Source organism: Achromobacter sp. GbtcB20 (assembly GCF_019091095.1).
In the GTDB taxonomy this organism is placed as follows: domain Bacteria; phylum Pseudomonadota; class Gammaproteobacteria; order Burkholderiales; family Burkholderiaceae_B; genus Achromobacter; species Achromobacter mucicolens.
Genome location: NZ_JAGXJZ010000001.1, coordinates 265,521 through 290,325, shown reverse-complemented (window position 1 = coordinate 290,325; position 24,805 = coordinate 265,521). Strand labels below are relative to the sequence as shown.

At 65.1% G+C, this 24,805-nt stretch carries 26 protein-coding genes; 4 read left to right on the top strand and 22 right to left on the bottom strand.

Annotated features, from left to right (window positions below):
• Positions 1-10 precede the first annotated feature (10 nt).
• Positions 11-331 carry a preprotein translocase subunit TatB gene (locus KVT32_RS01360; protein ID WP_217617538.1) on the top strand — a complete coding sequence of 107 codons (321 nt, stop codon included), beginning with the start codon at positions 11-13 and terminating at the stop codon, positions 329-331.
• On the opposite strand, the gene KVT32_RS01355 is transcribed toward KVT32_RS01360, so the two are convergent.
• Genes KVT32_RS01355 through KVT32_RS01320 form a run of 8 tightly spaced genes read right to left on the bottom strand, consistent with a single transcriptional unit; the run spans position 315 to position 8,814 of the window.
• Positions 315-965: a TetR/AcrR family transcriptional regulator gene (locus KVT32_RS01355; protein ID WP_152384749.1), complete on the bottom strand. Its 651-nt coding sequence runs from the start codon at positions 963-965 to the stop codon at positions 315-317. The two genes, KVT32_RS01360 and KVT32_RS01355, sit on opposite strands and share 17 nt — an antisense overlap.
• A gap of 5 nt (positions 966-970) precedes the next feature.
• On the bottom strand, positions 971-2,125 hold the full coding sequence (locus tag KVT32_RS01350) for a thiolase family protein (RefSeq protein WP_217617537.1): 1,155 nt from the start codon (positions 2,123-2,125) through the stop codon (positions 971-973).
• Positions 2,122-3,966: a long-chain fatty acid--CoA ligase gene (locus KVT32_RS01345; RefSeq protein ID WP_217617536.1), complete on the bottom strand. Its 1,845-nt coding sequence runs from the start codon at positions 3,964-3,966 to the stop codon at positions 2,122-2,124. Before KVT32_RS01345 ends, KVT32_RS01350 begins: the two co-directional genes overlap by 4 nt.
• On the bottom strand, positions 3,963-4,784 hold the full coding sequence (locus KVT32_RS01340) for an ABC transporter ATP-binding protein (protein WP_056318911.1): 822 nt from the start codon (positions 4,782-4,784) through the stop codon (positions 3,963-3,965). Before KVT32_RS01340 ends, KVT32_RS01345 begins: the two co-directional genes overlap by 4 nt.
• A 52-nt stretch (positions 4,785-4,836) precedes the next feature.
• Complete coding sequence (locus tag KVT32_RS01335; RefSeq protein ID WP_056318909.1) at positions 4,837-6,018, bottom strand: ABC transporter substrate-binding protein; 1,182 nt, start codon at positions 6,016-6,018, stop codon at positions 4,837-4,839.
• A 52-nt stretch (positions 6,019-6,070) separates the two neighbouring features.
• Positions 6,071-7,108 carry a branched-chain amino acid ABC transporter permease gene (locus KVT32_RS01330; protein ID WP_142054751.1) on the bottom strand — a complete coding sequence of 346 codons (1,038 nt, stop codon included), beginning with the start codon at positions 7,106-7,108 and terminating at the stop codon, positions 6,071-6,073.
• A gap of 3 nt (positions 7,109-7,111) precedes the next feature.
• On the bottom strand, positions 7,112-7,990 hold the full coding sequence (locus KVT32_RS01325) for a branched-chain amino acid ABC transporter permease (RefSeq protein ID WP_217617535.1): 879 nt from the start codon (positions 7,988-7,990) through the stop codon (positions 7,112-7,114).
• The gene (locus KVT32_RS01320) at positions 7,990-8,814 is read right to left on the bottom strand and encodes an ABC transporter ATP-binding protein (protein ID WP_056318900.1); all 825 of its coding nucleotides are present in this window, start codon (positions 8,812-8,814) and stop codon (positions 7,990-7,992) included. The genes KVT32_RS01325 and KVT32_RS01320 overlap by 1 nt, the downstream gene beginning before the upstream one ends.
• Positions 8,815-9,067: 253 nt before the next feature.
• On the opposite strand from KVT32_RS01320, the gene KVT32_RS01315 reads away from it, so the two are divergent.
• Positions 9,068-9,871 (top strand): enoyl-CoA hydratase/isomerase family protein, encoded by an 804-nt coding sequence (locus tag KVT32_RS01315; RefSeq protein WP_152384753.1) that lies wholly within the window; start codon positions 9,068-9,070, stop codon positions 9,869-9,871.
• A 2-nt stretch (positions 9,872-9,873) separates the two neighbouring features.
• On the opposite strand, the gene KVT32_RS01310 is transcribed toward KVT32_RS01315, so the two are convergent.
• The 3 genes from KVT32_RS01310 to KVT32_RS01300 are packed head-to-tail and all read right to left on the bottom strand — an operon-like array spanning position 9,874 to position 12,862.
• Entirely contained in the window at positions 9,874-10,659 is a 786-nt protein-coding gene (locus KVT32_RS01310) for an enoyl-CoA hydratase/isomerase family protein (RefSeq protein ID WP_217617534.1), read from the bottom strand.
• Positions 10,656-11,867 (bottom strand): CaiB/BaiF CoA-transferase family protein, encoded by a 1,212-nt coding sequence (locus KVT32_RS01305; RefSeq protein ID WP_217617666.1) that lies wholly within the window; start codon positions 11,865-11,867, stop codon positions 10,656-10,658. Before KVT32_RS01305 ends, KVT32_RS01310 begins: the two co-directional genes overlap by 4 nt.
• Before the next feature lie 20 nt (positions 11,868-11,887).
• A complete protein-coding gene (locus KVT32_RS01300; RefSeq protein ID WP_217617533.1) occupies positions 11,888-12,862 on the bottom strand; it encodes a tripartite tricarboxylate transporter substrate binding protein in 975 nt (324 codons plus the stop codon).
• A 126-nt stretch (positions 12,863-12,988) separates the two neighbouring features.
• Here KVT32_RS01300 and KVT32_RS01295 point away from each other — a divergent pair, with 126 nt between their 5' ends.
• On the top strand, positions 12,989-13,930 hold the full coding sequence (locus KVT32_RS01295; RefSeq protein ID WP_227741251.1) for a LysR family transcriptional regulator: 942 nt from the start codon (positions 12,989-12,991) through the stop codon (positions 13,928-13,930).
• 3 nt (positions 13,931-13,933) lie between these two features.
• Here KVT32_RS01295 and KVT32_RS01290 read toward each other — a convergent pair whose 3' ends face one another.
• The 11 genes from KVT32_RS01290 to uvrB all read right to left on the bottom strand — a co-directional run bounded on the left by KVT32_RS01290 (position 13,934) and on the right by uvrB (position 23,518).
• Complete coding sequence (locus KVT32_RS01290; RefSeq protein ID WP_217617532.1) at positions 13,934-14,818, bottom strand: methylglyoxal synthase; 885 nt, start codon at positions 14,816-14,818, stop codon at positions 13,934-13,936.
• 166 nt (positions 14,819-14,984) lie between these two features.
• Positions 14,985-15,179 (bottom strand): Fe-S cluster assembly protein IscX, encoded by a 195-nt coding sequence (iscX, locus tag KVT32_RS01285; protein ID WP_056318884.1) that lies wholly within the window; start codon positions 15,177-15,179, stop codon positions 14,985-14,987.
• Positions 15,179-15,520, bottom strand: a complete 342-nt coding sequence (gene fdx / locus KVT32_RS01280) for an ISC system 2Fe-2S type ferredoxin (RefSeq protein ID WP_056318881.1) — start codon at positions 15,518-15,520, stop codon at positions 15,179-15,181. The genes iscX and fdx overlap by 1 nt, the downstream gene beginning before the upstream one ends.
• Before the next feature lie 9 nt (positions 15,521-15,529).
• Positions 15,530-17,392 (bottom strand): Fe-S protein assembly chaperone HscA, encoded by a 1,863-nt coding sequence (hscA, locus tag KVT32_RS01275; RefSeq protein ID WP_217617531.1) that lies wholly within the window; start codon positions 17,390-17,392, stop codon positions 15,530-15,532.
• A 71-nt stretch (positions 17,393-17,463) separates the two neighbouring features.
• Positions 17,464-17,976, bottom strand: coding sequence for a Fe-S protein assembly co-chaperone HscB (gene hscB / locus KVT32_RS01270; protein ID WP_217617530.1), 513 nt, complete (start codon positions 17,974-17,976; stop codon positions 17,464-17,466).
• Positions 17,977-17,979: 3 nt separating this feature from the next.
• Entirely contained in the window at positions 17,980-18,303 is a 324-nt protein-coding gene (gene iscA / locus KVT32_RS01265) for an iron-sulfur cluster assembly protein IscA (RefSeq protein WP_056318874.1), read from the bottom strand.
• A 2-nt stretch (positions 18,304-18,305) separates the two neighbouring features.
• Entirely contained in the window at positions 18,306-18,710 is a 405-nt protein-coding gene (iscU, locus tag KVT32_RS01260) for a Fe-S cluster assembly scaffold IscU (RefSeq protein ID WP_152384760.1), read from the bottom strand.
• A gap of 33 nt (positions 18,711-18,743) precedes the next feature.
• Positions 18,744-19,955, bottom strand: coding sequence for an IscS subfamily cysteine desulfurase (locus tag KVT32_RS01255; RefSeq protein WP_175155765.1), 1,212 nt, complete (start codon positions 19,953-19,955; stop codon positions 18,744-18,746).
• 21 nt (positions 19,956-19,976) lie between these two features.
• Positions 19,977-20,516 (bottom strand): Fe-S cluster assembly transcriptional regulator IscR, encoded by a 540-nt coding sequence (gene iscR, locus KVT32_RS01250; protein ID WP_056318865.1) that lies wholly within the window; start codon positions 20,514-20,516, stop codon positions 19,977-19,979.
• Between the two features lie 192 nt (positions 20,517-20,708).
• Complete coding sequence (locus KVT32_RS01245; RefSeq protein WP_006386176.1) at positions 20,709-21,200, bottom strand: low molecular weight protein-tyrosine-phosphatase; 492 nt, start codon at positions 21,198-21,200, stop codon at positions 20,709-20,711.
• Between the two features lie 251 nt (positions 21,201-21,451).
• Positions 21,452-23,518 carry an excinuclease ABC subunit UvrB gene (gene uvrB, locus KVT32_RS01240; protein WP_152384763.1) on the bottom strand — a complete coding sequence of 689 codons (2,067 nt, stop codon included), beginning with the start codon at positions 23,516-23,518 and terminating at the stop codon, positions 21,452-21,454.
• Positions 23,519-23,593: 75 nt separating this feature from the next.
• Between uvrB and KVT32_RS01235 the strand changes: the two genes are divergently transcribed.
• Positions 23,594-24,793 carry an amino acid aminotransferase gene (locus tag KVT32_RS01235; RefSeq protein WP_056318860.1) on the top strand — a complete coding sequence of 400 codons (1,200 nt, stop codon included), beginning with the start codon at positions 23,594-23,596 and terminating at the stop codon, positions 24,791-24,793.
• Positions 24,794-24,805 lie beyond the last annotated feature (12 nt).

Here is a 24,805-nt window from a genome sequence, read left to right as displayed (position 1 = left end):
GGCGCGCGTCATGATCTTCAAGATCCTGATGCTGCTGCTGGTCGTGGCGGGGCTGGTCTACTGGATCAAGCAACCCCGCCGCGTCCAGCTGGGCACGCCCTACCGGTCCGCCCCCGTGCGGCGGCCGGCGTTCATTGCCTTGTGCGTGGCCACCGCCATCTCGCTCATCGCCGCGATCCTGACCGCCCTGCTCTGGATGGGCGGCGTGGCTGGCGGCGTCACGGGCGGCGGTTATCACGGCGAAGCCGATTTCCTCTTGCCCGTCGCGGCCTCGCTGCTGGCGCTGTCGGTCGCCTGCGCCGTCGGCGCGTTCATCAAGCGGCGCGGCTAGGCTCCACGGGCCACCTGCCCGCCCCCGCGGGCAGCGCCGGCAACGCCGCCTGCAACATGGCGTCGATGAACGCGGCGGGGGCCAGCCGCCCGCCCGGCTTGTACCATTGCACCGTCAAATTCATCGCGCCCAGCACGCATCGCTTGATGACGCGCGCATCCCCGCGCAGCAACCCCGCCTGCACCGCCCCCGCCACCACGGACTGCCACATCGCCTCGTAGCGGTCGCTCAGCACCTTGACCGACGCCTGGCTCGGCGCCGACAGGCTGCGCCATTCGTACACCAGCGCGTTCATCGCATCCCCGCCCGCGCCGTGCAGCATGCTCCACATATGCACGCGAAACAGCGCCGCCAGCCGGTCTGCCGGCACGGCATAGCAGTCCAGCGCCTTCTCGCCCAGGTCGATCACCTCCTGGATACCGTTGTTCATCACGGCGACCAGAATCTCTTCCTTGCTACGGAAATGGTGGAACAGGCTGCCCGACTGCAACCCCACCGCCTTGGCCAGCTCACGCACCGTCGTGCGCTCATACCCGCGTTTGCTAAAGAGCCGGCCGGCCGCCAGGACCAGTTCCTGGCGCCGCTGCGTCTCCGCGCCCTCGTCCCGCGACACAGCGGTCCCGGTCTTGTCCATGCAGGTCAAACCCTCTGGATGATGGTCGCGGTAGCCATGCCGTGCCCGATGCACATGAGCTGCATGCCCAGCTCGCCTTCGGTCGCCTCCAGCCCCGCCAGCATCTTGGCCATCAGGCCCGCGCCCGTGGCGCCCAGCGGATGGCCGTGCGCAATCGCGCCGCCCCACGGATTCACGCGCGTCAGGTCCGCGCCCAGTTCGCGCTGCCAGGCCAGCACCACGCTTGCAAAGGCCTCGTTGATCTCGATCCAGTCGATGTCCTCCAGCGCCAGGCCCGCACGCGCCAACGCCTGCCGCGCCGCGGGGATCACGCCCGTCAGCTGCATCACGGGGTCCGAACCCACCACCACCCGCGCCAGGAAGCGCGCCCGGGGCCGCAAGCCATCGGCCAGCGCCGCGTCCTTGTCGCCCAGCAGCACCGCCGCCGCGCCATCGGCGAGCTGGCTGGCGTTGGCCGCCGTCACGCCGCCCTCGCCCGGCGCGCGCATCGCCGGCGCCATGGCCGCCATCCGGGCGGCTTCCGTCGTTTCGCGGATGCCTTCGTCGCGGCGCGCGGTTTGCGCCGGGCCCGGCAGCAGCTCGGCATGCAGCCCCGCGCTGGCCGCCGCCCAGGCGCGCGCGTGACTCTCGCGCGCCCACGCGTCCATGTCGGCCTGCGACAGCCCCCATTGGCTGGCGATGCGCTCGGCGCTCTCGATCTGGTGAATCAGCGGATAACGCGCCAGCAACGCCGGGTTCAGCGATTCGAATCCCCGGAATTCGCTTTGGCCCAGCGTCACGTCCAGGAACATCGGCACGCGGCTCATGCTCTCGACGCCGCCGGCGACCACATAACGCATGTCGCCCGCGGCGATGGCCTGCGCGCCAAAATGCACGGCCTGCTGGCTGGACCCGCACATGCGGTTCAGCGCCACCCCCGGCACGCGCTCGGGCAGCCCGGCCAGCATCGCGGCCAGCCTGCCGATGTTGGCGCCCTGCTCGCCCGCCTGGCTGACACAGCCGGCGATCAGGTCCTCAACCTTGTCGCCCGGCAGGCCCGCGCGCGCCAGCAGCGCGTGCACGGTGTCCGCCAGCAGCGAGTCGGGCCGGGTCTCGGCCCACCATCCGCCGCGACGCCCGAACGGCGTGCGCACGGCTTCCAGGATCACGGCTTGGTTCATGCCGTCGTCTCCTCAACGTAGAGCGATTCGATTTCGTTGGCGTAGGCGCGGTAGATGCTGGCGCGCCGCACCTTCATCGTTGCAGTCACTTCGCCATCGTCGTGGTCCAGTTCCTTGGTCAACAGATGAAAACGCTTGATCTGCGAGACGGGCGCCAGCCCGGCGTTGGCGCGCGTGACCTCCTGCTGGACCAGTTCGCGCACCTGCGGGCATTCCGCCAGCGACCGGAAATGCGTGAAGGCGATGCGGCGCGATTCAGCCCATTTGCCCACGGTGTCGAATTCCAGCTGGATCAACGCCGTCACGTACTTCCTGCCGTCGGCGATGACGACGCACTCTTTCACATACGGACTGCCCTTGACCGCGTTCTCGATCTCGGACGGCGTCAGGTTCTTGCCCCCCGCCGTGATCATGATGTCCTTGAGCCGGTCCACGATGCGCACGCGCCCGTCTTCCTGCGCCACGACGTCGCCCGTGTGCAGCCAGCCGTCACGCACGGTGTCCGCGGTCGCCTCCGGGTTCTTGTAGTAACCCTGGAACACCATGTCGCCACGCACCAGCAGTTCGCCGGATTCGCCGATGCGCCACTCCACACCCAGGATCGGCTCGCCCACCGTGCCCACCTTCACGCGGTCCGGATGCTGTCCGAAGATCATGCCCGCCGACTCCGTCAAGCCATACACCTCGATCAGCGGCACGCCCAGCGTGCGAAAGTAGCGCACCACGTCCGGCGGAATCGGCGCGGCGCCTGTCATTGCCACCCGCACACGACGCAGGCCAATGAAATTCTGCAGCGCGCGCAGCACCAGCCAGTACCACAGCCAATGCGTCAGCCGCTCGCCCACGCGATACTGCGCGGGGGACTTCTCCAGAAACGGCGCGCACTGTGCCAGCGCATTGCGGTACAGCCACTGCTGCAACCGGCCAGCCTCCTGCATCTTGATCGAGATCGCGGCGTGCAGTTTTTCCCAGATGCGGGGCACGCCCAGGAAAATCGTCGGCGCGACTTCGCGCAGGTCCTCCTGCACGGTGCGCAGCGACTCGCCAAAATTCACCTGCGTGCCCAGGTAGATGGGCACGAACGTGGACAGCATCTGCTCGGCAACGTGACACAGCGGCAGGTACGACAGGTGCACGCTGGACGCATCCATCGACAGGCGATCGGCGATGCCCGGCGCCACGCCGCGCATGTTGCGGTAGCTCAGCATCGCGCCCTTGGGCTTGCCGGTGGAACCCGACGTGTAGATCATCAGCCCGGTGTCGTCCAGGCGCTGCCCGTCCAGCATCGTATTCAGCGCGGCCAGCTCCACGGCTTCGCGCTGGCCGCCATCGGCCTCGACTTCGGCAAAGGTCACGATGCGCGCCCGATCCGCCGCACCATACGCGCGCAGACCCTTCGTTTCAATGACCACGATGCGGCGCAAATTCGGCAGCCGGTCCGCCACGTGCAGCACCTTGTCGGTCTGCTCCTGGTCTTCGCAGACCACCAGTTCGACGTCCGCATGCGCCAGCACGTAGCCCATTTCTTCGGCCGGGCTTGTGGAATAGACGCCTACCGCCACGCCCCCGGCCGCGCACGCCCCCATCTGCGTCAGCAGCCACTCCACCCTGTTGTCCGAGACGATCGCGACCCGCCCGCCCGCGCTAAGCCCCAGCGCGCGCAGTCCCAGCCCCACGCGGCATGCGCGCTGCCAGTACTGGTCCCAGGTCAGCGGCTTCCAGATGCCAAAGTCCTTCTGCCGGATGGCAACCGCCGACGGCTGGCGGCGCGCCTGCTCGCGCAGCATCTGCGGCAGCGTCAGTTCAGGCCAGGCGCCCGGATCCCTGTGCGCGTCCATCATGACAGCCAGCGCTTGCGGCGCTTGTAGTGCTTGATGTCGCGAAAGCCCCGGGCCTCGCCCGTTCCGCCCACGCCCAGATAGAATTCGCGCACGTCGGGATCCGCCGCCAGCTTGTCGGCCGAACCGTCGATCACCACCTTGCCCGTCTCCATGATGTAGCCGTAATGCGCCACCGCCAGCGCAACCGAAGCGTTCTGCTCCACCAGCAGCATCGACACCCCCTGTTCGATATTGATGCGCGCGATGATCGAAAAAATGCTCTCGACCAGCATGGGCGACAGGCCCAGCGATGGCTCGTCCAGCAGCATCAGCGTGGGCTGCGCAATCAGCGCGCGCCCGATGGCCAGCATCTGCTGTTCCCCGCCGGACAGATAACCTGCCAGGCCGCGCCGCCGCTCGAAAAGCCGCGGAAAGTAGCCGTAGACCAGATCGAAGTCCGCGCGCGCGGCGGGCCTTCCGGTCAGCGCATAGGTTGCCGCCACCAGGTTTTCTTCGACGGTCAGGTCTTCGAACACGCGGCGCCCTTCCATCACGTGCGCCAGGCCCGACCGCACCAGGTTCTGCGGCTTGATGCCCGCCGTGTCGCCGCCAGCGAACACGATCTGGCCGCGCACCAGTTCCCCGTCCTCCAGGTCCAGCAGACCGGATACCGCCTTGAGCGTGGTGGATTTGCCAGCTCCGTTGCTGCCCAGCAGCGCGACGATGCTGCCGGCCGGCACCGACAGGGACAAGCCGCGCAGCACCTGCACCGCCTTGTTGTAGACGACCTCGATGTTGTTGATGTCGAGCACCGCCTTGGGCGGCGCGGCGGCGTTCATGCCTGAACGAACGCCCTGTCCTGCCACGTCCTGTCCCTGGTTCACGGCAGCCTCACTTGAGCACGATCCAGTCGGACGCCGGCACCATCTGCTTTTGCTTGACGTCCGCGCGATAGATCCGACCCACCGGGATGGAGTTGCCCTTGATGGTGATCGGCACGCCGATCAGCCCGCCCGTATCGAAATCCTTGATGCCATCCAACGAGGCTTTCATGTTGGCGGCGGTCAGTTCCTTGCCCGCGTCCAGCGTACGCTTGGCGACTTCCGAGAACAGCATGGCGGCCAGGAATCCCTGCATGTAGCCCGTGCTCTGATACTGCGGCCGCATTTCGCGGATCTTCTTGAGCATCGGCGCGTCGGCGGCCTGATCGTAGTAGTACCGGTACGGCATCACGCCCATGAAGCCCTCAGCGTCCTCGCCCATCTGCATCACGGTCGAGTTGTCCATCGTCCAGAACGTGCCCATGTAGCGCGTCTTCAGGCCCATGCGCTTGCCCTGCCCCACAAACTCGGGAATCGGCGCCAGCACGTAGCCGTGAAAGATGGTGAAGTCAGGGTCGGCGCGGCGCAGCTTGATGACCTCGGTCGACACGTCCACGCTGCCCGGCGGCGTCATGATCTCGGTAGCCACCTTCAGGCCCAGCTTCTCAGCCACCGCACGCGAACTGGCGATCGGATCGCGTCCGAACTCCGTGTCCGAATACACGAACGCCACCTTGGCGCCCGGCTGCTCCTTGGCGATGTAGCGCAGCAGGATGCCGAACATCTCGGTGTAGTCGGGCCCCAGCATGAACTGGGCGGGATACTTCGCCGGATCGTTCAGCTCGGTCGCGAAGGACGCGCCCGTCATCAGGATGTCGCCCGTGCGGTTCAGCTCGGCATTGATGGTCTTGGAAAAGCCGGTCGAATCGCCGTAGTAGAAGTTGACCTTGTTCTGGCTGGTGATCTTCTTGAACGCCGCCACCGACGCATCCACCTTGTAGGCCGTGTCCTCGGGCACGTAGCGCAGCTTGCGGCCCTTGATGCCGCCCTGGTCGTTGATGATCTTCACGTAGTCCGTGATCCCGGCGTGAATGCCCTGCCCGGCAAAGGCAAACACGCCGCTCAAGGGAATCGAGCCGCCCAGCACCAGGTCCTCGGCCGCCTGCGCCGCGGGCGCCGCCGCCAATGCCGCCGCCAGGCCCAACGGGGCCAACAACCTCGATAAACCGCTGCCTATCCGGATGCGCTTCATGGTTTGTCTCCTGGGTCTTATGGGTGGCCGCCGTCACGCCGCACGCATCGCGCTACGTACGGAAAGGCCAGAGGTGAAAGAATCGGCGCACGCGCCGCCAGATTTCCGCGAGCCCGTGCGGCTCGAAGATCAGAAAGCCCACGATCAGCAGGCCGAAAACGATGGTGCGCACCGGTGAGATCAGCCGCAGCGCATCGCCGCCCACGGGCAGCCAGCCGACAACAAGCTTCAGAAACTCCGGCACCATCGTCATGAAAAGCGCGCCCAGGATGGATCCCAGGATCGAGCCCATGCCGCCCACGATGATCGCCGCCAGAAAGAAGATCGACATGATGAGCGGAAAGCTCTCGGGCGTGACCACCCGGAAAAAATACGCCCACAGACCGCCCGCCACGCCGGCATAGAACGAGGACAGCCCGAACGAGAGCAGCTTGTAGCGCAGCAGGCGGATACCCAGCACCTCGGCGGAAATGTCGCGGTCGCGGATCGCGATGAACGCGCGGCCGATGCGCGTGCGAAAAAGATTCGCCGCGCCCAGCACCATCAGCACGGTCACGGGCACGATCAGCCAATAGATCTTGAAGGACGTATCCAGGTCCAGCCCCAGGATGCGCGCCGGCGGCACCTGCAACCCTGAGGTACCGCCCGTGAACTGCCAGTTCGCGAAGATGAAGTGCGCGATGAACGACGCGGCAATCGTCGAGATCGCCAGGTACAGTCCCTTCACCCGCAGCGAGGGAATACCCACCAGCAGCCCACCCAACATCGCCACCACGCCGCCCGCCAGCAGATTCACCAGGACCGGCGTGCCCAGGTGCAGCTCCATGACTGCGACCGTGTACGCGCCAAGGCCCATGAACGCCGCCTGCCCCAGGCTGACCAATCCGGTGTAGCCGGTCAGGATGTTCAGCCCCGTCGCGCTGGCGATGTTGATTGCGACCAGGCACGCAAGATAAAGCCAATAGGCATTCGCCACGAAAGGAAACAGAACAAGCGAGGCCGCCAGCAGCGCCAGCCACACATGCTGCGTGCGCGTGTCGAAAAGCGCCTCGTCGGCCAGGTAGGTCTGTTTGGCGGTCGCGATACGCATGGATCAGAGCCTCTCGATTTCACGGGTGCCGAACAGGCCGTAGGGCCTGGCCATCAGCACCACGACCAGGACGACGAACGTGGCCAGCAGCTTGTACTCGCCGCCCAGATAGGCGCCCGCCCAGGCCTCCAGCAGCCCGATGAAGATGCCGCCGACCAGCGCGCCCGCGACGCTGTCCAGGCCACCCACGATCACCACCACCAGCACCGACAACCCGAACACGCCCATCGACGACGAGATCCCGCCGATCGTGCCCACGATCACGCCGGACACCGCGGCGATGGCACCCGCCGTCACCCACGCCAGCGAAAACACGCGCGGCACATTGATGCCCATTGCATAGGCCGCGCCCTGGTCCGACGCCGTCGCACGCAGCGCCACGCCGCCGCGCCAGTAGCGAAACACCACCAGCACCAAAAGCGCCAGCACCACCGCCACCCAGAAGCCGTAGAACACCTTGGGTGCCACGAACGCCTCGCCCACCATGACTGGCGCGCGCGGCATGAATTCCGGCAGGCGCCGCTGGTCCGCCGTCCAGATAAGCTCAACCGCGCCCACCAATATCGACGCCAGACCCACGGTAATCATGAAGACCGAGATCAGCGACTCGCCCAGCATCGGGCGTATGGTCAGCCGCTCGACGACGGCGCCCAGCGCGCCCGACACCACGACCGCGCCCGCGATGGCCAGCCAGATCGGCCACTCCATCCCCGATGCGAATGCATAGAACACGTACGCGCCCAGCATCAGAAATTCACCAATCGCAATGTTCACTACGCGGGTCGCCTTGTAGACGATCACGAACGCCAGCGCGGCCAACGCATACAGGCCGCCGCTGCCCAGTCCCGCCAGCGACACCTCCAGGAAGAACAGCCAGTCCATCAGGCCGCCTCCCGCAGCCGCCGCCGCAGATCGCCCACGTCGCCCGCGCCCAGGTAGGCCTTGATGACTTCAGGATTGGACTGCACCTGCGCCGGCGTGCCGTGGGCAATCACCTGCCCGAAGTTCAGCACCACGACGTGATCGGACAGGTCCATCACCATGCCCATGTCGTGCTCGACCATCAGCACCGTCACGCCCCACTCGGCGCGCGCATCCAGGATGAAGCGCGCCATGTCGTCGGTCTCTTCGCGGTTCATGCCCGCCACGGGCTCGTCCAGCATCAGCACCTTGGGCTGCATCGCCAGCGCCCGCGCCAGCTCCACCCGCTTTTGCAGCCCATACGACAGCGCCGCGACCGGCGCGTGGCGGATGTGATCGATCTCCAGGAAATCGATGATGCGTTCTTCGATGTCCGCCCGCAGCGCCATCTCCTCGCGGCGCGCGCGGCCCAGGTAAAAAAGCGCATCCAGCACATTGGTGCGCAGGTGCGCGTGGCGGCCCAGCTTGATGTTGTCCAGCACTGTCATGCCGCGAAACAGCGCAATGTTCTGGAAGCTGCGCGCCAGACCCAGCTTGGCACGATCGGGCGCGTGCATGCGCGTGATGTCGCGGCCCTCGAAGTGGATCCGTCCCGCTGCGGGCTTGTAGAAACCGGAGATCGTGTTGAACAGCGAGGTCTTGCCGGCGCCATTCGGGCCGATGACCGTGGTGATGGAGCCCTGCTCCACGCGAAAGCCCACGTCGGTAAGCGCCTTGACGCCGCCAAACGCCAGCGTCACCCCATCGGCCTGCAACAAGGCAGGCCTGTCGGACTGATCCACCATTTGTCTCCCCGCTTTGATGCGAAGTTATTTTGCCGCCTGGGGCGGACATTTTTTACGACGGTGAACCTGGCGGCCCTGCGAGGCAGGAGATGCAACGAACCTGTCTTTACCTTCGCCAGTACAGCGCCGGAAAATCGTTCTATGCGTTACGCTAAGCGTGCTCAAAACCCAACCAAGCAAGCGCTTGGTTCAAAACATAGCATCGCGGTTTTTTGATCGACAGTTGGTATTTACCCGACAACGGAGACTCGCCATGACCCAGGAACCACCGAAGTTCCAGACGCTGTTGCTCGAGACCGACGGCCCCGTCGCCACGCTCACCCTCAATCGCGCGGACGCGCTCAACGCCATCGACGTAGCCATGGCGTGCGACCTGTTGCGCGCCGCGCAGTGGATCGAAACGTGCGACGCGGTGCGCGTCGTGCTGCTGCGCGGCACGGGCAAGGCATTCTGCGCGGGGGGAGACATCGGCATGTTCACGGGCGAACCCGACACGGTGCGCGCCACGCTGTCGGAACTGTTCACGCCGCTCAATGCATTCGTTACGCGCGTCCCGCGCATGGACAAGGTCTGGCTCGCGCAGGTTCACGGCGTGGCCGCCGGCGCGGGCCTGTCGCTCGTCCTGGCCTGCGACCTCGCCATCGCCGATGCGGGCGCGCGCTTCATGACGGCCTACCTGAAGCTCGGCGCGACGCCCGATGCCGGCATGACGCATGGCCTCATGCGCGCCGCCGGCCCCAAGCGCGCACTCGATCTCCTTTTGCGTCATGACGCCTTCACGGCCGACGAGGCGCAGGCCTGGGGCATCATCACGCGCACCGCGCCTGCCAGCGAACTTGCTGCCGCGGGGCAAGCTTATGCCCAAGACATCGCCCGCCACGCGCCGCACGGCATTGCGGGCGCCAAGGCATTGCTGCGCAGCGCCGCGCACGCGCCGCTGGAAGCCCAGTTGGCCGAGGAAACGGCGCGCTTCCTGCAGTCGGCCGCACGCGCCGATTTCGCCGAAGGCGTGGCGGCGTTCCGCGAAAAGCGGCCGCCCCGCTTTACCGGCCAATAGCGTTAGCGCGTTTCGCCGACGCTTGCCCAGTCGGGCGCCCGCTTCTGCACGAAGGCGCTCAAGCCTTCGCGCGCCTCTGGCGTGGCCGCGGCGTTGCAGAACACTTCCACCGCCGTGGCCACCCGGCGCCGATACTCGTTGTCGTTGCTGTACACGAACGCGCGCCGGCCCATCGCCAGCACCTCCGGCGGCTTCTGCGCCAGCGACCGCGCCAGCGTGCGCGCCTCGTCCAGCAGTCCGGCCTCGGCGGCGACACGCGACACCAGCCCCATCGCCTGCGCCTCGTCTGCACTGAACGTGCGGCCGGTAAAGAGCAGATCGAACGCCCGATGCTTGCCCACCACGGCCGGCAGATGCACGTAATGAATGGCGGGCAGCACGCCCACGTCGATCTCCGGGTAGCCAAACGTCGCGCTGTCGGCGGCCACGATCATGTCGCTGGAAATCGCCACCGTCATGCCGCCGCCGCGCACGGCGCCAGACACCACCGAAATCGATGGTTTGGCCAGGTTGAACTGCGCGTCATACAGCTTGATGTAGAGCCGGGTCAGCAACTCCCGCACACGCGCGGGCGTGCTTTGCAGCAGCTGCTTCATGTCCAGCCCGGCGCAGAATCGCCCGGGCAGGCTGCTGGCCAGCAGCACCGCCCGCACGCCCGCATCCGCATTCGCCTTTTCCAGCGCACCAATCAGCGCGTCCAGCACACCCACGTCCAGCGCGTTGACGGGCGGATGGCATAGGTGGATTTCCGCAATGCCATCGCGGACTTCGTAACGCACCGGATTCATGCCGTTCCTTTATCGAAGGGGTGCTGCTGCACGCTGCCACTGACCAGCATCGCGGCAATCTCGCTTGCTTCAAAGCCCAGCTCCGCCAGGATTTCACGGCTGTGCTCGCCCAACATCGGCGCGGGCCGCGCGGCCTTGCGCGGCTGCCGCCCAAAACGCACGGGCAGGCCTATATTGCGCACTTCGCCTAGCGCCGGATGCTCGGTCGTCACGATCAGTTCGCGCGCCGCGACCTGCGGATGCGCCAACGCCTGGTCCAGCGTATGGATCGCCGAACACGCGATTCCCTTTGGTTTTAGCAATGCCAGCCATTGCGCCACCGACCGCGTTTCGATGCGCGACTGCACCAGGGCGACGGTCGCATCAAAGTTGCGGACGCGCTCGGCATTGGTCGCAAACGCCGGATCGTTCACATATTCCTGCAACCCCGCCGCCGCGCAGAAGCGCTGCCACTGCGCGTCATTGCCCACACCCAGCATGAGGTCGCCATCGGACGCGCGAAACGCCTGGTACGGACACATGGCGGGATGGCCCGTGCCCATCCGGCGCGGCACCTTCCCCGTGCGCCAATAATTCTGCGCCATGTAAGACATCATCCCCAGCGACGTATCCAGCAGCGACACATCCAGGTATTGCCCCTTGCCCGTCTGCCCGCGCTCGAGCAGCGCCGCCAGAATGCCGCTCAGCGCAAACGACCCCGTGCCCAGATCCACCGGCGAAAAGCTGGCGCGCGCAAAATTGCCATCCGGCTCGCCCATCGTGCTGATCATGCCGCTGAAGGCCTGCAGCATGACGTCGTAGCCCGGCTCGTCGCCCATCGGCCCTTCACGGCCGTAGCCCGAGATCTCGCAGTACACGAGACGCGGATTGAGGCGGCTCAGCGTCTCGTAATCGACGCCCAGGCGCGCCGCGGTCTTGCCGCCAAACCCCTGCAGCACGACATCGGCCTGGCCGGCCAGGCGATGGACCACCGCCCGCCCCGCTTCGGTCTTCAGGTCCACCGCGAGGCTGCGCTTGTTGTGATTGACCGCCAGGAACGTGGCGGACTCGCCGGCCTCCTGCGGCAGCCACGCACGCGTGTCGTCGCCGGTGCCCACCGGCTCGACCTTGATCACGCGCGCCCCCAGCTCGCCCAGATACTGCCCGCACAACGGTCCGGCCAGCACCTTGCTCAGATCCAGGACCGTGATGTTCTTCAATGGCGTCATGCGATGCCTGCCTTCCATGTTCACTGCTCCGCCTTCAACCCGATCGTCTTCGCCGCCTGCGTCCATTGCGCGGTTTCCTGCTTGAAGAACTCGTCCAGCTTGGCCGGCGCCACCTGAAAGGCCTCCGCGCCCCGCTCCTGCATGGCCTGGCGGTAAGCGTCGCTGGCCACCACCTTCGCGACCGCGGCACGCAGTTTCTGCACCACGTCATCCGGCGTGCCGGCGGGCGTCTGCAGCGCGAACCAGAATTTCAGATCCAGGGCGGGATAGCCCGCCTCCTTCAGCGTCGGTACGCCCGGCAACAGCGGCGAACGCGCCGCCGACGTGATCGCCAACGCCTTGAGCCGGCCGCCTTGCACCTGGCCGATGCTGGTGGACATGCTGTCGAACAGAAAGTCGACCTGACCGCCGATCACGTCCGTCACGGCGTTGGCGCTGCCTTTGTAAGCCACGCCCACGGCCTGAAAGTTGGCCAGCTTCTGCAGCGAGGCGCCATACACGTGCGGCGAGCTGCCCGGACCAAACGTGGCGTAGCTCAAGCCCTGCGGCGCGCTGCGCCCGCGCTCCACCAGTTCAGCCAGCGTCTTGACGGGCGTGCGCTCGGGGTTGACGACCAGCAGGTTCGGCATGGCGCCCGTCGTGCCAACGGGCACGAAATCCTTGGCCGGATGCATCTTTGCGCTGGGGTACATCAACGGATTGATGGCCTGCATGGCCACCGTGTTGTGCATGAGCGTGTAGCCGTCGGCCGGACCATTGAGCACGCTTTGATAGCCCACGTTTCCGCTCGCGCCCGGCTTGTTCTGCACGATGACCTGCTGGCCCAGCTCGCGCGCCAGCGGCTCGGCCACCAGGCGCGCGATGAAATCGGTCGGCCCGCCCGCGGAAAACGGCACGACCAGCGTGATGGGCTTGGCGGGCCAGGCATCTGCAAACGCGGGGGCCGACAGCACCGTCGAAGCAAGGCAGGCAGCGAATAGTTTGTTGAGCGTCATGTTGTCTCCTGTGATTTTTTCTTGGATGACGCTCATTATGGAAAGCGGATTGATATATTAGAAATACCGTTTAAATATGCAGGCCATAATAAAAAAGTGATGGCCCGCACCGTCCGGAGCCATCTCATGTCCATGTCCATCCGTGCGATGCAGTGCTTTGTCGCCGTGGTTTCAACGGGTTCGATCAGCCGTGCGGCCGCCGCGTTGCACGTGGCCCAACCGGCGCTCAGCCTGCAGATCCGCAACCTCGAGGAAGATCTGGGCGTCGTGCTGCTGCATCGCAGCGCGCGTGGCGTCACGCCCACCGCCGCCGGTTCGCGGCTGCTGGCGCATGCGCGCGAGATCCTTGGCCGCATCGACGCGGCGCGCGCGGACGTGCGCGAAGACATCAACGCCCCGCGCGGAACGGTATCGCTGGCAATGTCGATGTCGATGGCCAAGCTGCTGACCGTGCCGCTCCTGCGCTTTTCCCTCGCCCAATGGCCGGGCGTCTATCTGAAGATCATCGAATCCAGCACCGGCTACATTCCCGGCTTTGTCAGCTCGGGGCACGCCGACCTGGGGCTCACGTTCAGCGACGAGGCGTCGGTCGACCTTCGATTTCAGCATCTGATCGACGAAGAGCTGGTGGTGGTGTCGCCGCCCGCGGCAAAGCCCAGCAAGCGCGCGGCAGCGGATCTCGCTGGGCTACCCTCCATCAGCCTGCGCGCGTTGTCGGCGCTGCCGCTGGTGTTGCCAGGCAATCCGCATAGCCTGCGCCGGCTGCTCGACCAATACCAGCAGCGCGAACAGGTGCAATTTCGCATCATTGCCGAGGCCAACGCCATTCCGCAGCTCATCGAGCTGGCGCAGGCCGGCGTTGCCAGTACGATCCTGTCCTACGAGGCCGTCCGCCAGGAAGCCGCGCGCGGCCTGGTCGTGCTGCGCCGGATCGCCAGGCCCAGGCTGACGCGTCCGGTCTTTCTGTGCCGTTCGGATGTCTTGCCGCTGTCGATGGCGGCAGCGGCCGTCGCGGACCGCGTCGCTCGCATCATCACCGGCGCTGGCCCGGCCGCGACGCGCGCGTAGCGGTCAGATGCCGCGCTTTTCGACGGCTTGCGCCCAACGGCGCGCGACGTTGGGAGACGTGGCGCAGGTGGCGGACTCGGTCACCACGCGCACCGCGCGTTCCAGCAACTGGATGTCGGCCTCGTGCTGGCGCGCTACGTGGGGGTCTTCGAAGAAGATGACGCGCTGGCATTGGTGCTCCAGCACCAATTCGGCAATCTGCGCATCGCCGCCCAGCGGGCCGCTGAGGTAACGGTGAACCCACGGCGTATCCTTGGGCCAGCCGCGCGACCAGGCCAGCTCGTTCAGGCGGCCGCCGGTCGTGCCCGTGGCCACGCGCCGCGCAAACCGGGACAGCACATCGAAGTGCTCGCTGGCGAAGGCCACCATTTCGTCCTTGAGCGCATCGTGGGCGATCATCGCCAGCGTCTGGCCTGAGAAATTGAAATGGCGCGACACGGACGCGTCCGGCGCCAGCCCCGCATGGATACGTTCGACCTCCATCCACTCGATGGCGCCGGCCAACGTCGAAATGAAAGGCCGGCCATGCGTGATGCACTGCCGCTTGAGCGCAAGCGCTTCCGGAAAAATCGAGGACGGATCCACGGGATCGATCAGGTAGATCGCGCCGTCGAACGGCGCCTGGCCATCGCGGCCTTCGGTCACGCGCGCCACCAGCTTCATCAGACCGCCCTCGCGGCCGTACGGGTAGCGGATCAGGCCGGCGTAACCCTGCAGCATGCCCTCGCGCACGATCGCATCATGGGTGCGCCCCACCGTGTGCAACTGCACGCCCAGCTCGCGGATGGTGGACGAGCACGAACGCAGCCAGGTGAACAAGGCGGCGTCGGGGGTTTCGTGGTGCAAACGATTGGCGGCCAGGCCAAAACGCAGTTGGGCAGCGGGCATCGGTAGACTCGGCTGGAAAGGACAACAAACGGATCCCCGATGATACCGTGGCCTGCGCGACGCCGGCATGTCAAAGACGGCGGCAGACCATCTCCGACCAACGGCATGGCGCGGCCGCGCCCAAAAAAAACGCTCCCGGAAAGGGAGCGTTCTTGGCAAATCGCGTTCAGTCGGCTTCGTCGATCCAGGCCATCTGGATGGCCTCCAGGATCTTCTCGCCACAGTGCGCAGGATCGTCGGAAAAGCCCGGCAGCGCCATGACCCAGTCGCGCAGCTGCGTGAACCGCAGCGCCTTGGGGTCGACGTCAGGATGCGCGTCGTACAGCGCGGCGGCGATCTCGTAGGTGTCGGTCCACTTCATCAATGGCCCTCTTTGGCGTGATTGATCGTGTACTTGGGAATCTCGACCGTCAGGTCGGCGTCGCTTACCAGCGCCTGGCACGACAGGCGCGAGGTCGGGGTCAGGCCCCAGGCCTTGTCCAGCAGGTCTTCCTCGTCGTCCGTTGCGTCTTCCAGCGACGAATACCCTTGCTTGACCACCACATGACAGGTCGTGCAGGCGCACGACAATTCGCACGCGTGCTCGATATCGATGTGGTTATCCAGCAGCACACGGCAGATCGACACACCCTTGGGCGCGTCTTCGATCACCGCGCCTTCGGGACAGTAGTCGGGATGAGGCAATACAGTCAGTTTCGGCATAACTTCTTATCAGGCGATTTCGTCAAGTTTGCGGCCGGCAAGCGCGGCGCGGATACTGCGGTCCATGCGGCGCGCGGCGAACTCATCCGTCGCGGCCGACAGGGCCTGCACGGCTTGCGTCACGGTGTCCACGTCCTGCGCCTGCTGCGCAGCAATGGCCCCTTGCAGGCATTCATCCACGCGCTTGCGTTCGTCCGGGTCCAGCAGGTCGCCGTCGACGGCCAGCGCGGCCTGCACCGATTCCACCAGCTGACGCGCATCCACCTGCTGCTCGCGCAACATGCGCGCCTTCGCATCGGTGTCGGCCTGCGCCACGCTGTCGGCCAGCATCTTGGCGATCTCGTCATCGGACAAGCCGTACGACGGCTTGACCGACACCATCGCCTCGACGCCCTGGCTTTGCTCGCGCGCGGTGACGCTCAGCAGGCCGTCCGCGTCCACCTGGAAGGTCACACGGATACGCGCCGCGCCGGCCACCATGGGCGGAATGCCGCGCAGTTCAAAGCGCGCCAACGAACGGGAATCCGACACCAGATCGCGCTCGCCCTGCACCACGTGGATGCTCATGGCCGTCTGGCCATCCTTGAAGGTCGTGAATTCCTGCGCGCGCGCGACCGGAATGGTGCTGTTGCGCGGGATGATGCGTTCCACCAGGCCGCCCATCGTTTCCAGACCCAGCGACAGCGGGATCACGTCCAGCAGCAGCCAGTCCTCGCCAGGCGCGCGGTTGCCCGCCAGCAGATTGGCCTGCAGCGCGGCACCCAGCGCCACCACTTGGTCGGGATCCAGATCGGTCAGCGGCTCCGTGCCAAACACCTTGGCCACGGCAGCGCGCACGACGGGCATGCGCGTGGCGCCGCCCACCATCACCACGCCGCGCACGTCGGCCGGCTTGAGCGCCGCATCGCGCAGCGCGCGGCGCGCCGTGTCCAGCGTGCGCTCGATCAGCGGCTGGGCCATGGCTTCGAATTCTTCACGGGTCAGCGTCAGCGCGACATCGCGTCCGCCCGACAGCGTCAGCTGCAAGGTCGTCACGTCGGAATCCGACAGCGTTTCACGCGCGGCGCGCGCGGCCATCAGCAGGCCCCGGCGCTCGGCGGGCGACAGCTCGCCCAAGCCCAGCTTCGCCACGGCGTGGTCCGCGATCAGGACATCGAAGTCGTCGCCACCAAGCGCCGTATCGCCGCCCGTGGAGATCACCTCAAACACACCCTGCGTCAGGCGCAGGATGGAGATATCGAATGTGCCGCCGCCCAGGTCATAAACCGCGTAAACACCCTCGGCAGCATTGTCCAGGCCGTAGGCAATCGCGGCCGCAGTCGGCTCATTCAAGAGGCGCAGAACGTTCAGGCCCGCCAAGCGCGCGGCGTCGCGCGTGGCCTGGCGCTGTGCGTCATCAAAATACGCGGGTACGGTAATGACCGCACCCACCAGTTCGTCGCCCAGCACGTCTTCGGCGCGCTGGCGCAGCACCGCCAGGATCTGCGCGGACACTTCGACCGGGCTCAGATCGCCCTGCGCCGTACGGATCCGCACCATGCCGGGGGCATCCACGAATTCATACGGCGCACGCGTCGCGCGCGCCTCTTCCAGCGACCGGCCCATGAAACGCTTCACGGACACGACCGTGTTTAGCGGATCCTCGGCTTGCTGGGCCAGGGGCTCACGGCCGGTCGTAACCTTGCCGCCAGGAAAATAACGCACCGCCGACGGCAGCAAGGCATGGCCTTGCGCGTCGGGCAGCACTTCGGCAACGCTGCTGCGAACGGCAGCAACCAGCGAATTGGTGGTACCCAGGTCAATCCCGACCGCCAGCTTGCGCTGGTGCGGCGCGGGCGATTCGCCGGGCTCGGATATCTGCAATAAGGCCATGATTCTTTTATCTGGTCAGTAGGCCGCGCCGTGCAGGCGCCCGTGTCGGGCACGCCCCAGCGCGCCGTTGGCTATCCCGCGGGCTGCACGTTGGCCAGCTCCTGCGCCAGCTTTTCCACGAACATCCATTCCCGCACCTTGCGCCCGGCAGCCGCGTAATCGCGGTCCTCATCCAAGAGGCACGTCAGCGTGGCTCGCATCTCGGCGCGCGCCGCTTCCAGCTCGGCTTGCAGCGTGTCCAGCACGCCGGCGTCATCGCGCGCATCGTCCAGCATCTCGCGCCAGGTCATCTGCTGCATCAGAAAGGCCGCGTCCATGGACGTGTTGCTTTCCGTCTGAAGGTCCACGCCCGCCTGCTCGCAGAGGTAGCGCGCCCGCAGCAGCGGATCCTTCAATTCGCGATATGCCTCGTTGGCGCGAGCGGCCCACTGCATCGCCACGCGGCGCTCCGCAGGGCTGGCCGTCGCAAACCGGTCGGGGTGAACCTTCGCGGCGACGCTGCGCCAGGCGTGTTCAAGCGCCTGGCCGTCCAGGTCGAATCGTGCCGGCAAGCCAAACAGGCTGAAGTGATCGTCACCAGCCAAGACTTACACCGTGAACGACTCGCCGCAGCCGCAGGTCGCCTTCTCGTTGGGGTTGCGGAACTTGAAGCCTTCGTTCAGGCCCTCGCGGGCGTAGTCCAGCTCCGTGCCATCGAGATAGGAAAGGCTCTTGGGGTCAATGAAGACCTTCACGCCAAAACTCTCGAAGACGACATCTTCCGCCTCGACCTCGTCGACATACTCCAACTTGTAGGCCATGCCGGAACAGCCCGTCGTCCTAACGCCGAGCCGCAAGCCGATACCCTTTCCGCGCTTCTGCAAGTAGCGGCCGATATGGGTGGCAGCCTGTTGGGTCAGGGTAACGGACATGATCAGCCCGCCACAGCTTCGGCATTGGCCGAATGCTTTTCTTTGTAGTTCTGCACCGCGGCCTTGATCGCGTCTTCGGCCAGGATGGAACAGTGCACCTTCACCGGAGGCAGGGCCAGCTCTTCGGCGATCTGCGTGTTGCGGATGCTCATCGCTTGATCCAGCGTCTTGCCCTTGACCCACTCGGTCACGAGCGAGCTGGAAGCGATGGCCGAGCCACAGCCATAGGTCTTGAAGCGCGCGTCTTCGATCACGCCGGCTTCGTTCACCTTGATCTGCAGCTTCATGACGTCGCCACAGGCCGGCGCGCCGACCATGCCGGTGCCCACCGACTCGTCCGACTTGTCGAACGAACCGACGTTGCGGGGATTTTCGTAGTGATCCAGAACTTTGGTGCTGTAAGACATGTTAATTCTCCACGTATTTCGAGGCGCGGGCGCTTAGTGCGCGGCCCACTGCACGGTGTTCAAGTCGATGCCTTCCTTGGCCATTTCCCACAGCGGCGACATATCGCGCAGCTTGCCAACCCGGCTCTTGATCAGTTCGACCGCAAAGTCCACTTCCTTTTCGGTCGTGAAACGACCCAGCGTGAAGCGGATCGAGCTGTGCGCCAACTCATCGTTGCGGCCCAGGGCGCGAAGCACGTACGAGGGCTCCAGGCTGGCCGACGTGCAAGCCGAACCGCTGGACACCGCCAGTTCCTTGATCGCCATGATCAGGGACTCGCCTTCGACGTAATTGAAGCTGACGTTCAGGTTGTGCGGCACGCGCTGGTCCATGTCGCCGTTGAGGTAGACCTCTTCGATTTCCGACAGGCCATTCCAGAGGCGATCGCGCAGCATGCGGATGCGCTCGTTCTCGGTGCCCATTTCTTCGCGGGCCAGACGGAACGCTTCGCCCATGCCGACGATCTGGTGCGTGGCCAGCGTGCCCGAGCGGAAACCGCGCTCGTGACCACCGCCGTGCATCTGCGCTTCGATGCGGATACGCGGCTTGCGGCGCACATACAGCGCACCGATGCCCTTCGGGCCGTACGTCTTGTGGGCCGAGAACGACATCAGGTCGACCTTCAGCTTTTGCAGATCAATTTCCACCTTGCCGGTCGCCTGAGCGGCGTCCACATGGAAGATGATGCCCTTTTCGCGGCAGATTTCGCCCAGCGTTTCCACGTCCTGGATCACGCCGATTTCGTTGTTCACCATCATCACCGACACGAGCACGGTGTCGGGACGCAGCGCAGCCTTGAAGACATCCAGGTCGATCAGGCCGTTGTCCTTGACGTTCAGGTACGTGACTTCAAAGCCTTGGCGTTCCAGTTCACGACAGGTGTCGAGCACAGCCTTGTGCTCGGTCTTGACCGTGATGATGTGCTTGCCGCGTTCGGCGTAGAAGTTGGCTGCGCCCTTGATGGCCAGGTTGTCGGATTCGGTGGCACCAGAGGTCCAGACGATTTCGCGCGGGTCGGCATTGACCAGCTTGGCGACTTCTTCGCGGGCGCGTTCGACGGCCTCTTCGGACTCCCAGCCAAACGCGTGGCTGCGCGAGGCCGGGTTGCCAAAGTTCTCGTACAGCCAGGGCACCATGGCGTCGACGACACGGGGGTCGACAGGCGTCGTGGCCGAATAATCCAGATAGATCGGACGGGTGGTCATTTCTACAACTCCTGATGCTTCTTATACGGTGGCGTTGGCAGCCACAGTCGTGGTCGGGGCGTTGGCGGCGGTCGCGCCTCCCACCCGGTTCACACGCACTGCGCAGGCCTGCGCTTGATTGGTGGCTTCCTGCAGTTGGCGCACACGCTGCTGATCAACGAGATCCTGCAGGGACACCGAATCCAGGTAATCCACCATCTTGCGATTCAACGTCGCCCAGAGTTCGTGCGTCATGCACTTGCCCGGCTTGCCGTCGTTGCCGCTCGTACAGTCCCGCTTGCCACCACAGCTGGTCGCATCCAGCGGTTCGTCGACGGCGAAGATGATGTCCGCGACCGTCACGTTGCGCGCCAGACGCGCAAGCGAATAACCGCCGCCCGGGCCGCGGACACTGTCCACGAGCTCGTGACGGCGGAGCTTGCCGAAAAGCTGTTCAAGATACGAAAGCGAAATGTTCTGACGCTGGCTGATGGCCGCAAGAGTGACCGGACCGCTATGCTGCCGCATAGCCAGGTCGATCATGGCAGTCACGGCGAAACGCCCTTTGGTAGTTAGCCGCATGGTGAATTCCCTGTGATTCCGGCAGTGGCCGCCAGCGAATCCAGCGGCCAATACCCGAGTAATTGGCTCAAGTATAGCCTATTCCCGACTAATTTGGTATGGCTCCGGCCTACAAAAAACCGCGCATCTGCGCGGTTTTACACTGCCTTATACCTGAAGAGCCGCTCTGCGAGCGGCTCCACGACCATGCAATCAGGCAGCCTGGTACTGGGTAGCGCGCTTGCGGACCAATTCGAGGACGCCCTGACAGGCATCTTCCAGGTAATCCAGAACCTTGCCGAAGCCGTCAGCGCCGCCGTAGTAAGGATCGGGCACGGTGGCTTCTTCGAATTCATTGGCGAAGCGCATCAGCAGCATCAGCTTGTGTTGGTATGCCTTGGGGCATTGCTGCTGCATGGCGGACAGATTGTCCCAGTCCATGGCGAGGATCAGATCGAAATCACGGAAATCCTCCGCGGTGACCTGACGCGCCTCGCAGTGAGTGATCTCGTAGCCGCGCTTGCGAGCTGCAGCCTGCGCCCGGGCATCAGGCGCCTCGCCAATATGAAACGCGTGCGTACCCGCGGAGTCGATGCGAACGACATCGCCCAAACCCGCGTCATTCACCAAATGGCGAAATACGCCCTCTGCGCTCGGCGAGCGACAGATATTGCCCATGCAAACGAAAAGTACCTTGGTCATCATGGAAGCAAGTGTGCGGGAAAACCCGAGATAAGGCAAGCTTTTTTTGCGCCCGCGCAATTGACGCAGCGCAAATCAGAGGCCGGCATAACTACAACAAAATCATGGGCTTGCAAGCTTATATTCAGGTAACCATTGAGATGCAAACGGCGCAAAATTCCCGAATGGTTACACCATGATTGCAACGCACCACTTCTTGCGGCTATTCAGGAAGCAGTAAGCGTCTGGACATGAATTGAAACATCCATATTCCGCTACACCGCCCCATCGAGCAGCACCCGCTGCTTGAGCGCATTGAGAGAATCCCGAGCTGCGGCCGCCTGCTCGAATTCGAGGTTGCGCGCGTGATCCATCATCAGCTTTTCCAGGCGCTTGATCTCGCGGGCCAGCGCCTTTTCGTCCTTCAGCAGTTCGGCGGGCACTGCGGCCTCCAGCGTGTCATGCTGGGCGGGCGCCACGATGCCGTCGATCAGCTCGCGCACGGCCTTCTGCACACCGCGAGCGGTGATGCCGTTGTCGAGGTTGAACTGCAGCTGTTTGGTGCGCCGGCGGGCGGTTTCATCCATGGCGCGCTTCATCGAGTCCGTGATCCGGTCGGCATAGAGGATCGCATGACCATTGAGGTTGCGCGCCGCGCGGCCGATGGTCTGGATCAGGCTGCGCTCCGAACGCAGGAAGCCTTCCTTGTCGGCGTCCAGAATGGCCACGAGCGACACTTCGGGAATGTCCAGCCCTTCGCGCAGCAGGTTGATGCCCACCAGCACGTCGAACGTGCCCAGGCGCAAGTCGCGCAGGATTTCGACGCGCTCTACCGTATCGATGTCCGAGTGCAGATAGCGCACCTTCACGCCATGCTCGCTCAGAAAGTCGGTCAGGTCTTCGGCCATGCGCTTGGTGAGCGTCGTGACCAGCACGCGATCTCCTTGCGAGACACGCGCCTTGATCTGCCCGAGCAGATCGTCCACCTGCGTGCGGGCGGGCAGCACCTGCACGAGTGGATCGACCAGCCCCGTGGGGCGCACCACCTGCTCCACGACGTTGTCCGCATGTTCTTGTTCGTACGCGGCCGGCGTTGCCGAAACGAACACGCATTGGCGCATCCGCGCTTCGAACTCTTCGAGCTTGAGCGGGCGGTTGTCCAACGCGGACGGCAGACGAAAACCGTACTGCACCAACGTTTCCTTGCGCGACCGGTCTCCGCGATACATGGCGCTAAGCTGGCCGATGGTCACGTGGCTTTCGTCGATGAACATCAGCGCGTCGGACGGCAGGTAGTCGATCAGGGTCGGAGGCGGCTCGCCCGGCGCGGCGCCGGACAGATGGCGCGAGTAGTTCTCGATGCCCTTGCAGAATCCCAGCTCCTGCAGCATTTCCAGATCGAAGCGGGTGCGCTGCTCCAGACGCTGCGCCTCGACCAGATGGCCGTCGTCAACGAAGCGCTTGACGCGTTCGCGCAGTTCTTCCTTGATGGTTTCGATGGCGCGCAGCACGGTGTCGCGCGGCGTCACATAGTGCGAACCGGGATAGACAGTGAAGCGCGGCAGCTTCTGGCGGATACGGCCAGTCAGCGGGTCAAACAATTCCAGGCTTTCGATTTCGTCGTCGAACAGCGTCACGCGCAACGCGAGCTCGGCGCTTTCCGCCGGGAAGATATCGATGGTTTCGCCCCGCACGCGAAACACCCCGCGCGTGAACTCCGCGTCGTTGCGGGTGTACTGCATGGCGACCAGGCGCGCGAGGATCTCGCGCCGGGCGATCTGGTCCCCCGCACGCAGGATCAGCACCATCGCGTGATAGTCGCCGGGGTTGCCGATACCGTAGATGCACGACACGGTGCCCACGATGATCGTGTCGCGGCGCTCGAGCAGGCTCTTGGTGGCCGACAGCCGCATCTGCTCGATGTGTTCGTTGATGGACGAATCCTTCTCAATGAACAGGTCGCGCGTCGGCACGTAGGCCTCGGGCTGATAGTAGTCGTAGTAAGAAACGAAGTACTCGACCGCGTTCTTCGGGAAGAACTCGCGCATTTCGGCGTAGAGCTGCGCGGCCAGCGTCTTGTTGGGCGCAAGCACCAGCGCCGGACGGCCCATGCGCGCAATGACGTTGGCCATGGTGTAGGTCTTGCCCGACCCGGTCACGCCCAGAAGCGTCTGGTACATGAGGCCGTCTTCGACACCCTGGGTCAGCCCTGCGATGGCCGTGGGCTGGTCTCCCGCCGGCGGATAGGGTTGGTAGAGATGAAAGGGGCTGTCAGGGAAATCGACGAATCCCGGACCTGCTGCGGGAGCCCCCGCGCTTGGGTCTATTGCGCTCTTAGGCATGCTAGACTGTTCCAGGGTAAACCCCCCATTATCCACAGCACCTCGTACTGCGTCCACCCACCTCATCAGAGTCCCATGAGCACCCTTTTCGATTCCGTCGAGCTCGCGCCGCGCGACCCCATTCTTGGTCTGAACGAACAATACAACGCGGATACCCGCCCCGGTAAAGTGAACCTGGGCGTGGGCGTGTATTACGATGATCAGGGACGGATCCCGCTCCTGGGCGCAGTGCGCAAGGCCGAAACCGCCCGCATCGAAGCCGCTGCCGCCCGCGGCTATCTTCCGATCGAAGGCATTGCCGGCTACAACGCCGGTGCGCAGGCCCTGCTCCTGGGCAAGGACTCCGCACTGGCCGCCGCAGGCCGCGTGCTGACCACGCAAGCCCTGGGCGGCACCGGCGCCCTGAAGATCGGCGCCGACTTCCTGCGCCAGCTGTTGCCGGGCTCGAAGGTGCTGATCAGCGATCCCAGCTGGGAAAACCACCGCGCGCTGTTCGAACGCGCCGGCTTTGAAGTCGGCACGTACGCCTACTACGACGCCGCCACCCGTGGCCTGAACTTCGAAGCCATGCTGGCCGACCTGAAGGCCGCGCCCGCCAAGACCATCGTCGTGCTGCACGCATGCTGCCACAACCCCACCGGCGCTGACCCCACCGCCGACCAGTGGAAGCAGATCGCCGCCGTCGTGAAGGAAAACAACCTGGTCCCGTTCCTGGACATCGCCTACCAAGGGTTCGGCGACGGCCTCAAGGAAGACGCTGCAGTCGTGCGCCTGTTCGCCGACATGGACATGACCATGTTCATCAGCTCGTCGTTCTCGAAGTCGTTTTCGCTGTACGGCGAGCGCGTCGGCGCGCTGACCGTGGTCGCCGGCAGCAAGGACGAAGCCACGCGCGTGCTGAGCCAGCTCAAGCGCGTCATCCGCACCAACTATTCGAACCCGCCCACGCACGGCGGCACGGTCGTCTCGACGGTGCTGAACACGCCCGAGCTGTTTGCCCTGTGGGAAGAAGAACTGGCCGGCATGCGTGATCGCATCCGCCTGATGCGTGCTCAACTGGTCGACAAGATCAAGGAACACGGCGGCAAGCAGGACTTCAGCTTCGTGCTCAAGCAACGCGGCATGTTCTCGTACTCGGGCCTGTCCGCCGCCCAAGTGGACCGCCTGCGCGAAGAACACGGCGTCTACGCCGTGTCCAGCGGCCGCATCTGCGTGGCCGCGCTGAACAGCGGCAACATCGACAAGGTGGCAGCCGGCATCGCAGCCGTGCTGTAAATCACGTCGGCA

Coding starts and splice junctions, on each gene's coding strand:
- KVT32_RS01360 (WP_217617538.1), top strand. CDS start 11: ATGATCTTCAAGATCCTGATGCTGCTGCTGGTCGTGGCGGGGCTGGTC.
- KVT32_RS01355 (WP_152384749.1), bottom strand. CDS start 965: ATGGACAAGACCGGGACCGCTGTGTCGCGGGACGAGGGCGCGGAGACG.
- KVT32_RS01350 (WP_217617537.1), bottom strand. CDS start 2,125: ATGAACCAAGCCGTGATCCTGGAAGCCGTGCGCACGCCGTTCGGGCGT.
- KVT32_RS01345 (WP_217617536.1), bottom strand. CDS start 3,966: ATGATGGACGCGCACAGGGATCCGGGCGCCTGGCCTGAACTGACGCTG.
- KVT32_RS01340 (WP_056318911.1), bottom strand. CDS start 4,784: ATGAACGCCGCCGCGCCGCCCAAGGCGGTGCTCGACATCAACAACATC.
- KVT32_RS01335 (WP_056318909.1), bottom strand. CDS start 6,018: ATGAAGCGCATCCGGATAGGCAGCGGTTTATCGAGGTTGTTGGCCCCG.
- KVT32_RS01330 (WP_142054751.1), bottom strand. CDS start 7,108: ATGCGTATCGCGACCGCCAAACAGACCTACCTGGCCGACGAGGCGCTT.
- KVT32_RS01325 (WP_217617535.1), bottom strand. CDS start 7,990: ATGGACTGGCTGTTCTTCCTGGAGGTGTCGCTGGCGGGACTGGGCAGC.
- KVT32_RS01320 (WP_056318900.1), bottom strand. CDS start 8,814: ATGGTGGATCAGTCCGACAGGCCTGCCTTGTTGCAGGCCGATGGGGTG.
- KVT32_RS01315 (WP_152384753.1), top strand. CDS start 9,068: ATGACCCAGGAACCACCGAAGTTCCAGACGCTGTTGCTCGAGACCGAC.
- KVT32_RS01310 (WP_217617534.1), bottom strand. CDS start 10,659: ATGAATCCGGTGCGTTACGAAGTCCGCGATGGCATTGCGGAAATCCAC.
- KVT32_RS01305 (WP_217617666.1), bottom strand. CDS start 11,867: ATGACGCCATTGAAGAACATCACGGTCCTGGATCTGAGCAAGGTGCTG.
- KVT32_RS01300 (WP_217617533.1), bottom strand. CDS start 12,862: ATGACGCTCAACAAACTATTCGCTGCCTGCCTTGCTTCGACGGTGCTG.
- KVT32_RS01295 (WP_227741251.1), top strand. CDS start 12,989: ATGTCCATGTCCATCCGTGCGATGCAGTGCTTTGTCGCCGTGGTTTCA.
- KVT32_RS01290 (WP_217617532.1), bottom strand. CDS start 14,818: ATGCCCGCTGCCCAACTGCGTTTTGGCCTGGCCGCCAATCGTTTGCAC.
- iscX (WP_056318884.1), bottom strand. CDS start 15,179: ATGAAGTGGACCGACACCTACGAGATCGCCGCCGCGCTGTACGACGCG.
- fdx (WP_056318881.1), bottom strand. CDS start 15,520: ATGCCGAAACTGACTGTATTGCCTCATCCCGACTACTGTCCCGAAGGC.
- hscA (WP_217617531.1), bottom strand. CDS start 17,392: ATGGCCTTATTGCAGATATCCGAGCCCGGCGAATCGCCCGCGCCGCAC.
- iscA (WP_056318874.1), bottom strand. CDS start 18,303: ATGTCCGTTACCCTGACCCAACAGGCTGCCACCCATATCGGCCGCTAC.
- iscU (WP_152384760.1), bottom strand. CDS start 18,710: ATGTCTTACAGCACCAAAGTTCTGGATCACTACGAAAATCCCCGCAAC.
- KVT32_RS01255 (WP_175155765.1), bottom strand. CDS start 19,955: ATGACCACCCGTCCGATCTATCTGGATTATTCGGCCACGACGCCTGTC.
- iscR (WP_056318865.1), bottom strand. CDS start 20,516: ATGCGGCTAACTACCAAAGGGCGTTTCGCCGTGACTGCCATGATCGAC.
- KVT32_RS01245 (WP_006386176.1), bottom strand. CDS start 21,200: ATGATGACCAAGGTACTTTTCGTTTGCATGGGCAATATCTGTCGCTCG.
- uvrB (WP_152384763.1), bottom strand. CDS start 23,518: ATGCCTAAGAGCGCAATAGACCCAAGCGCGGGGGCTCCCGCAGCAGGT.
- KVT32_RS01235 (WP_056318860.1), top strand. CDS start 23,594: ATGAGCACCCTTTTCGATTCCGTCGAGCTCGCGCCGCGCGACCCCATT.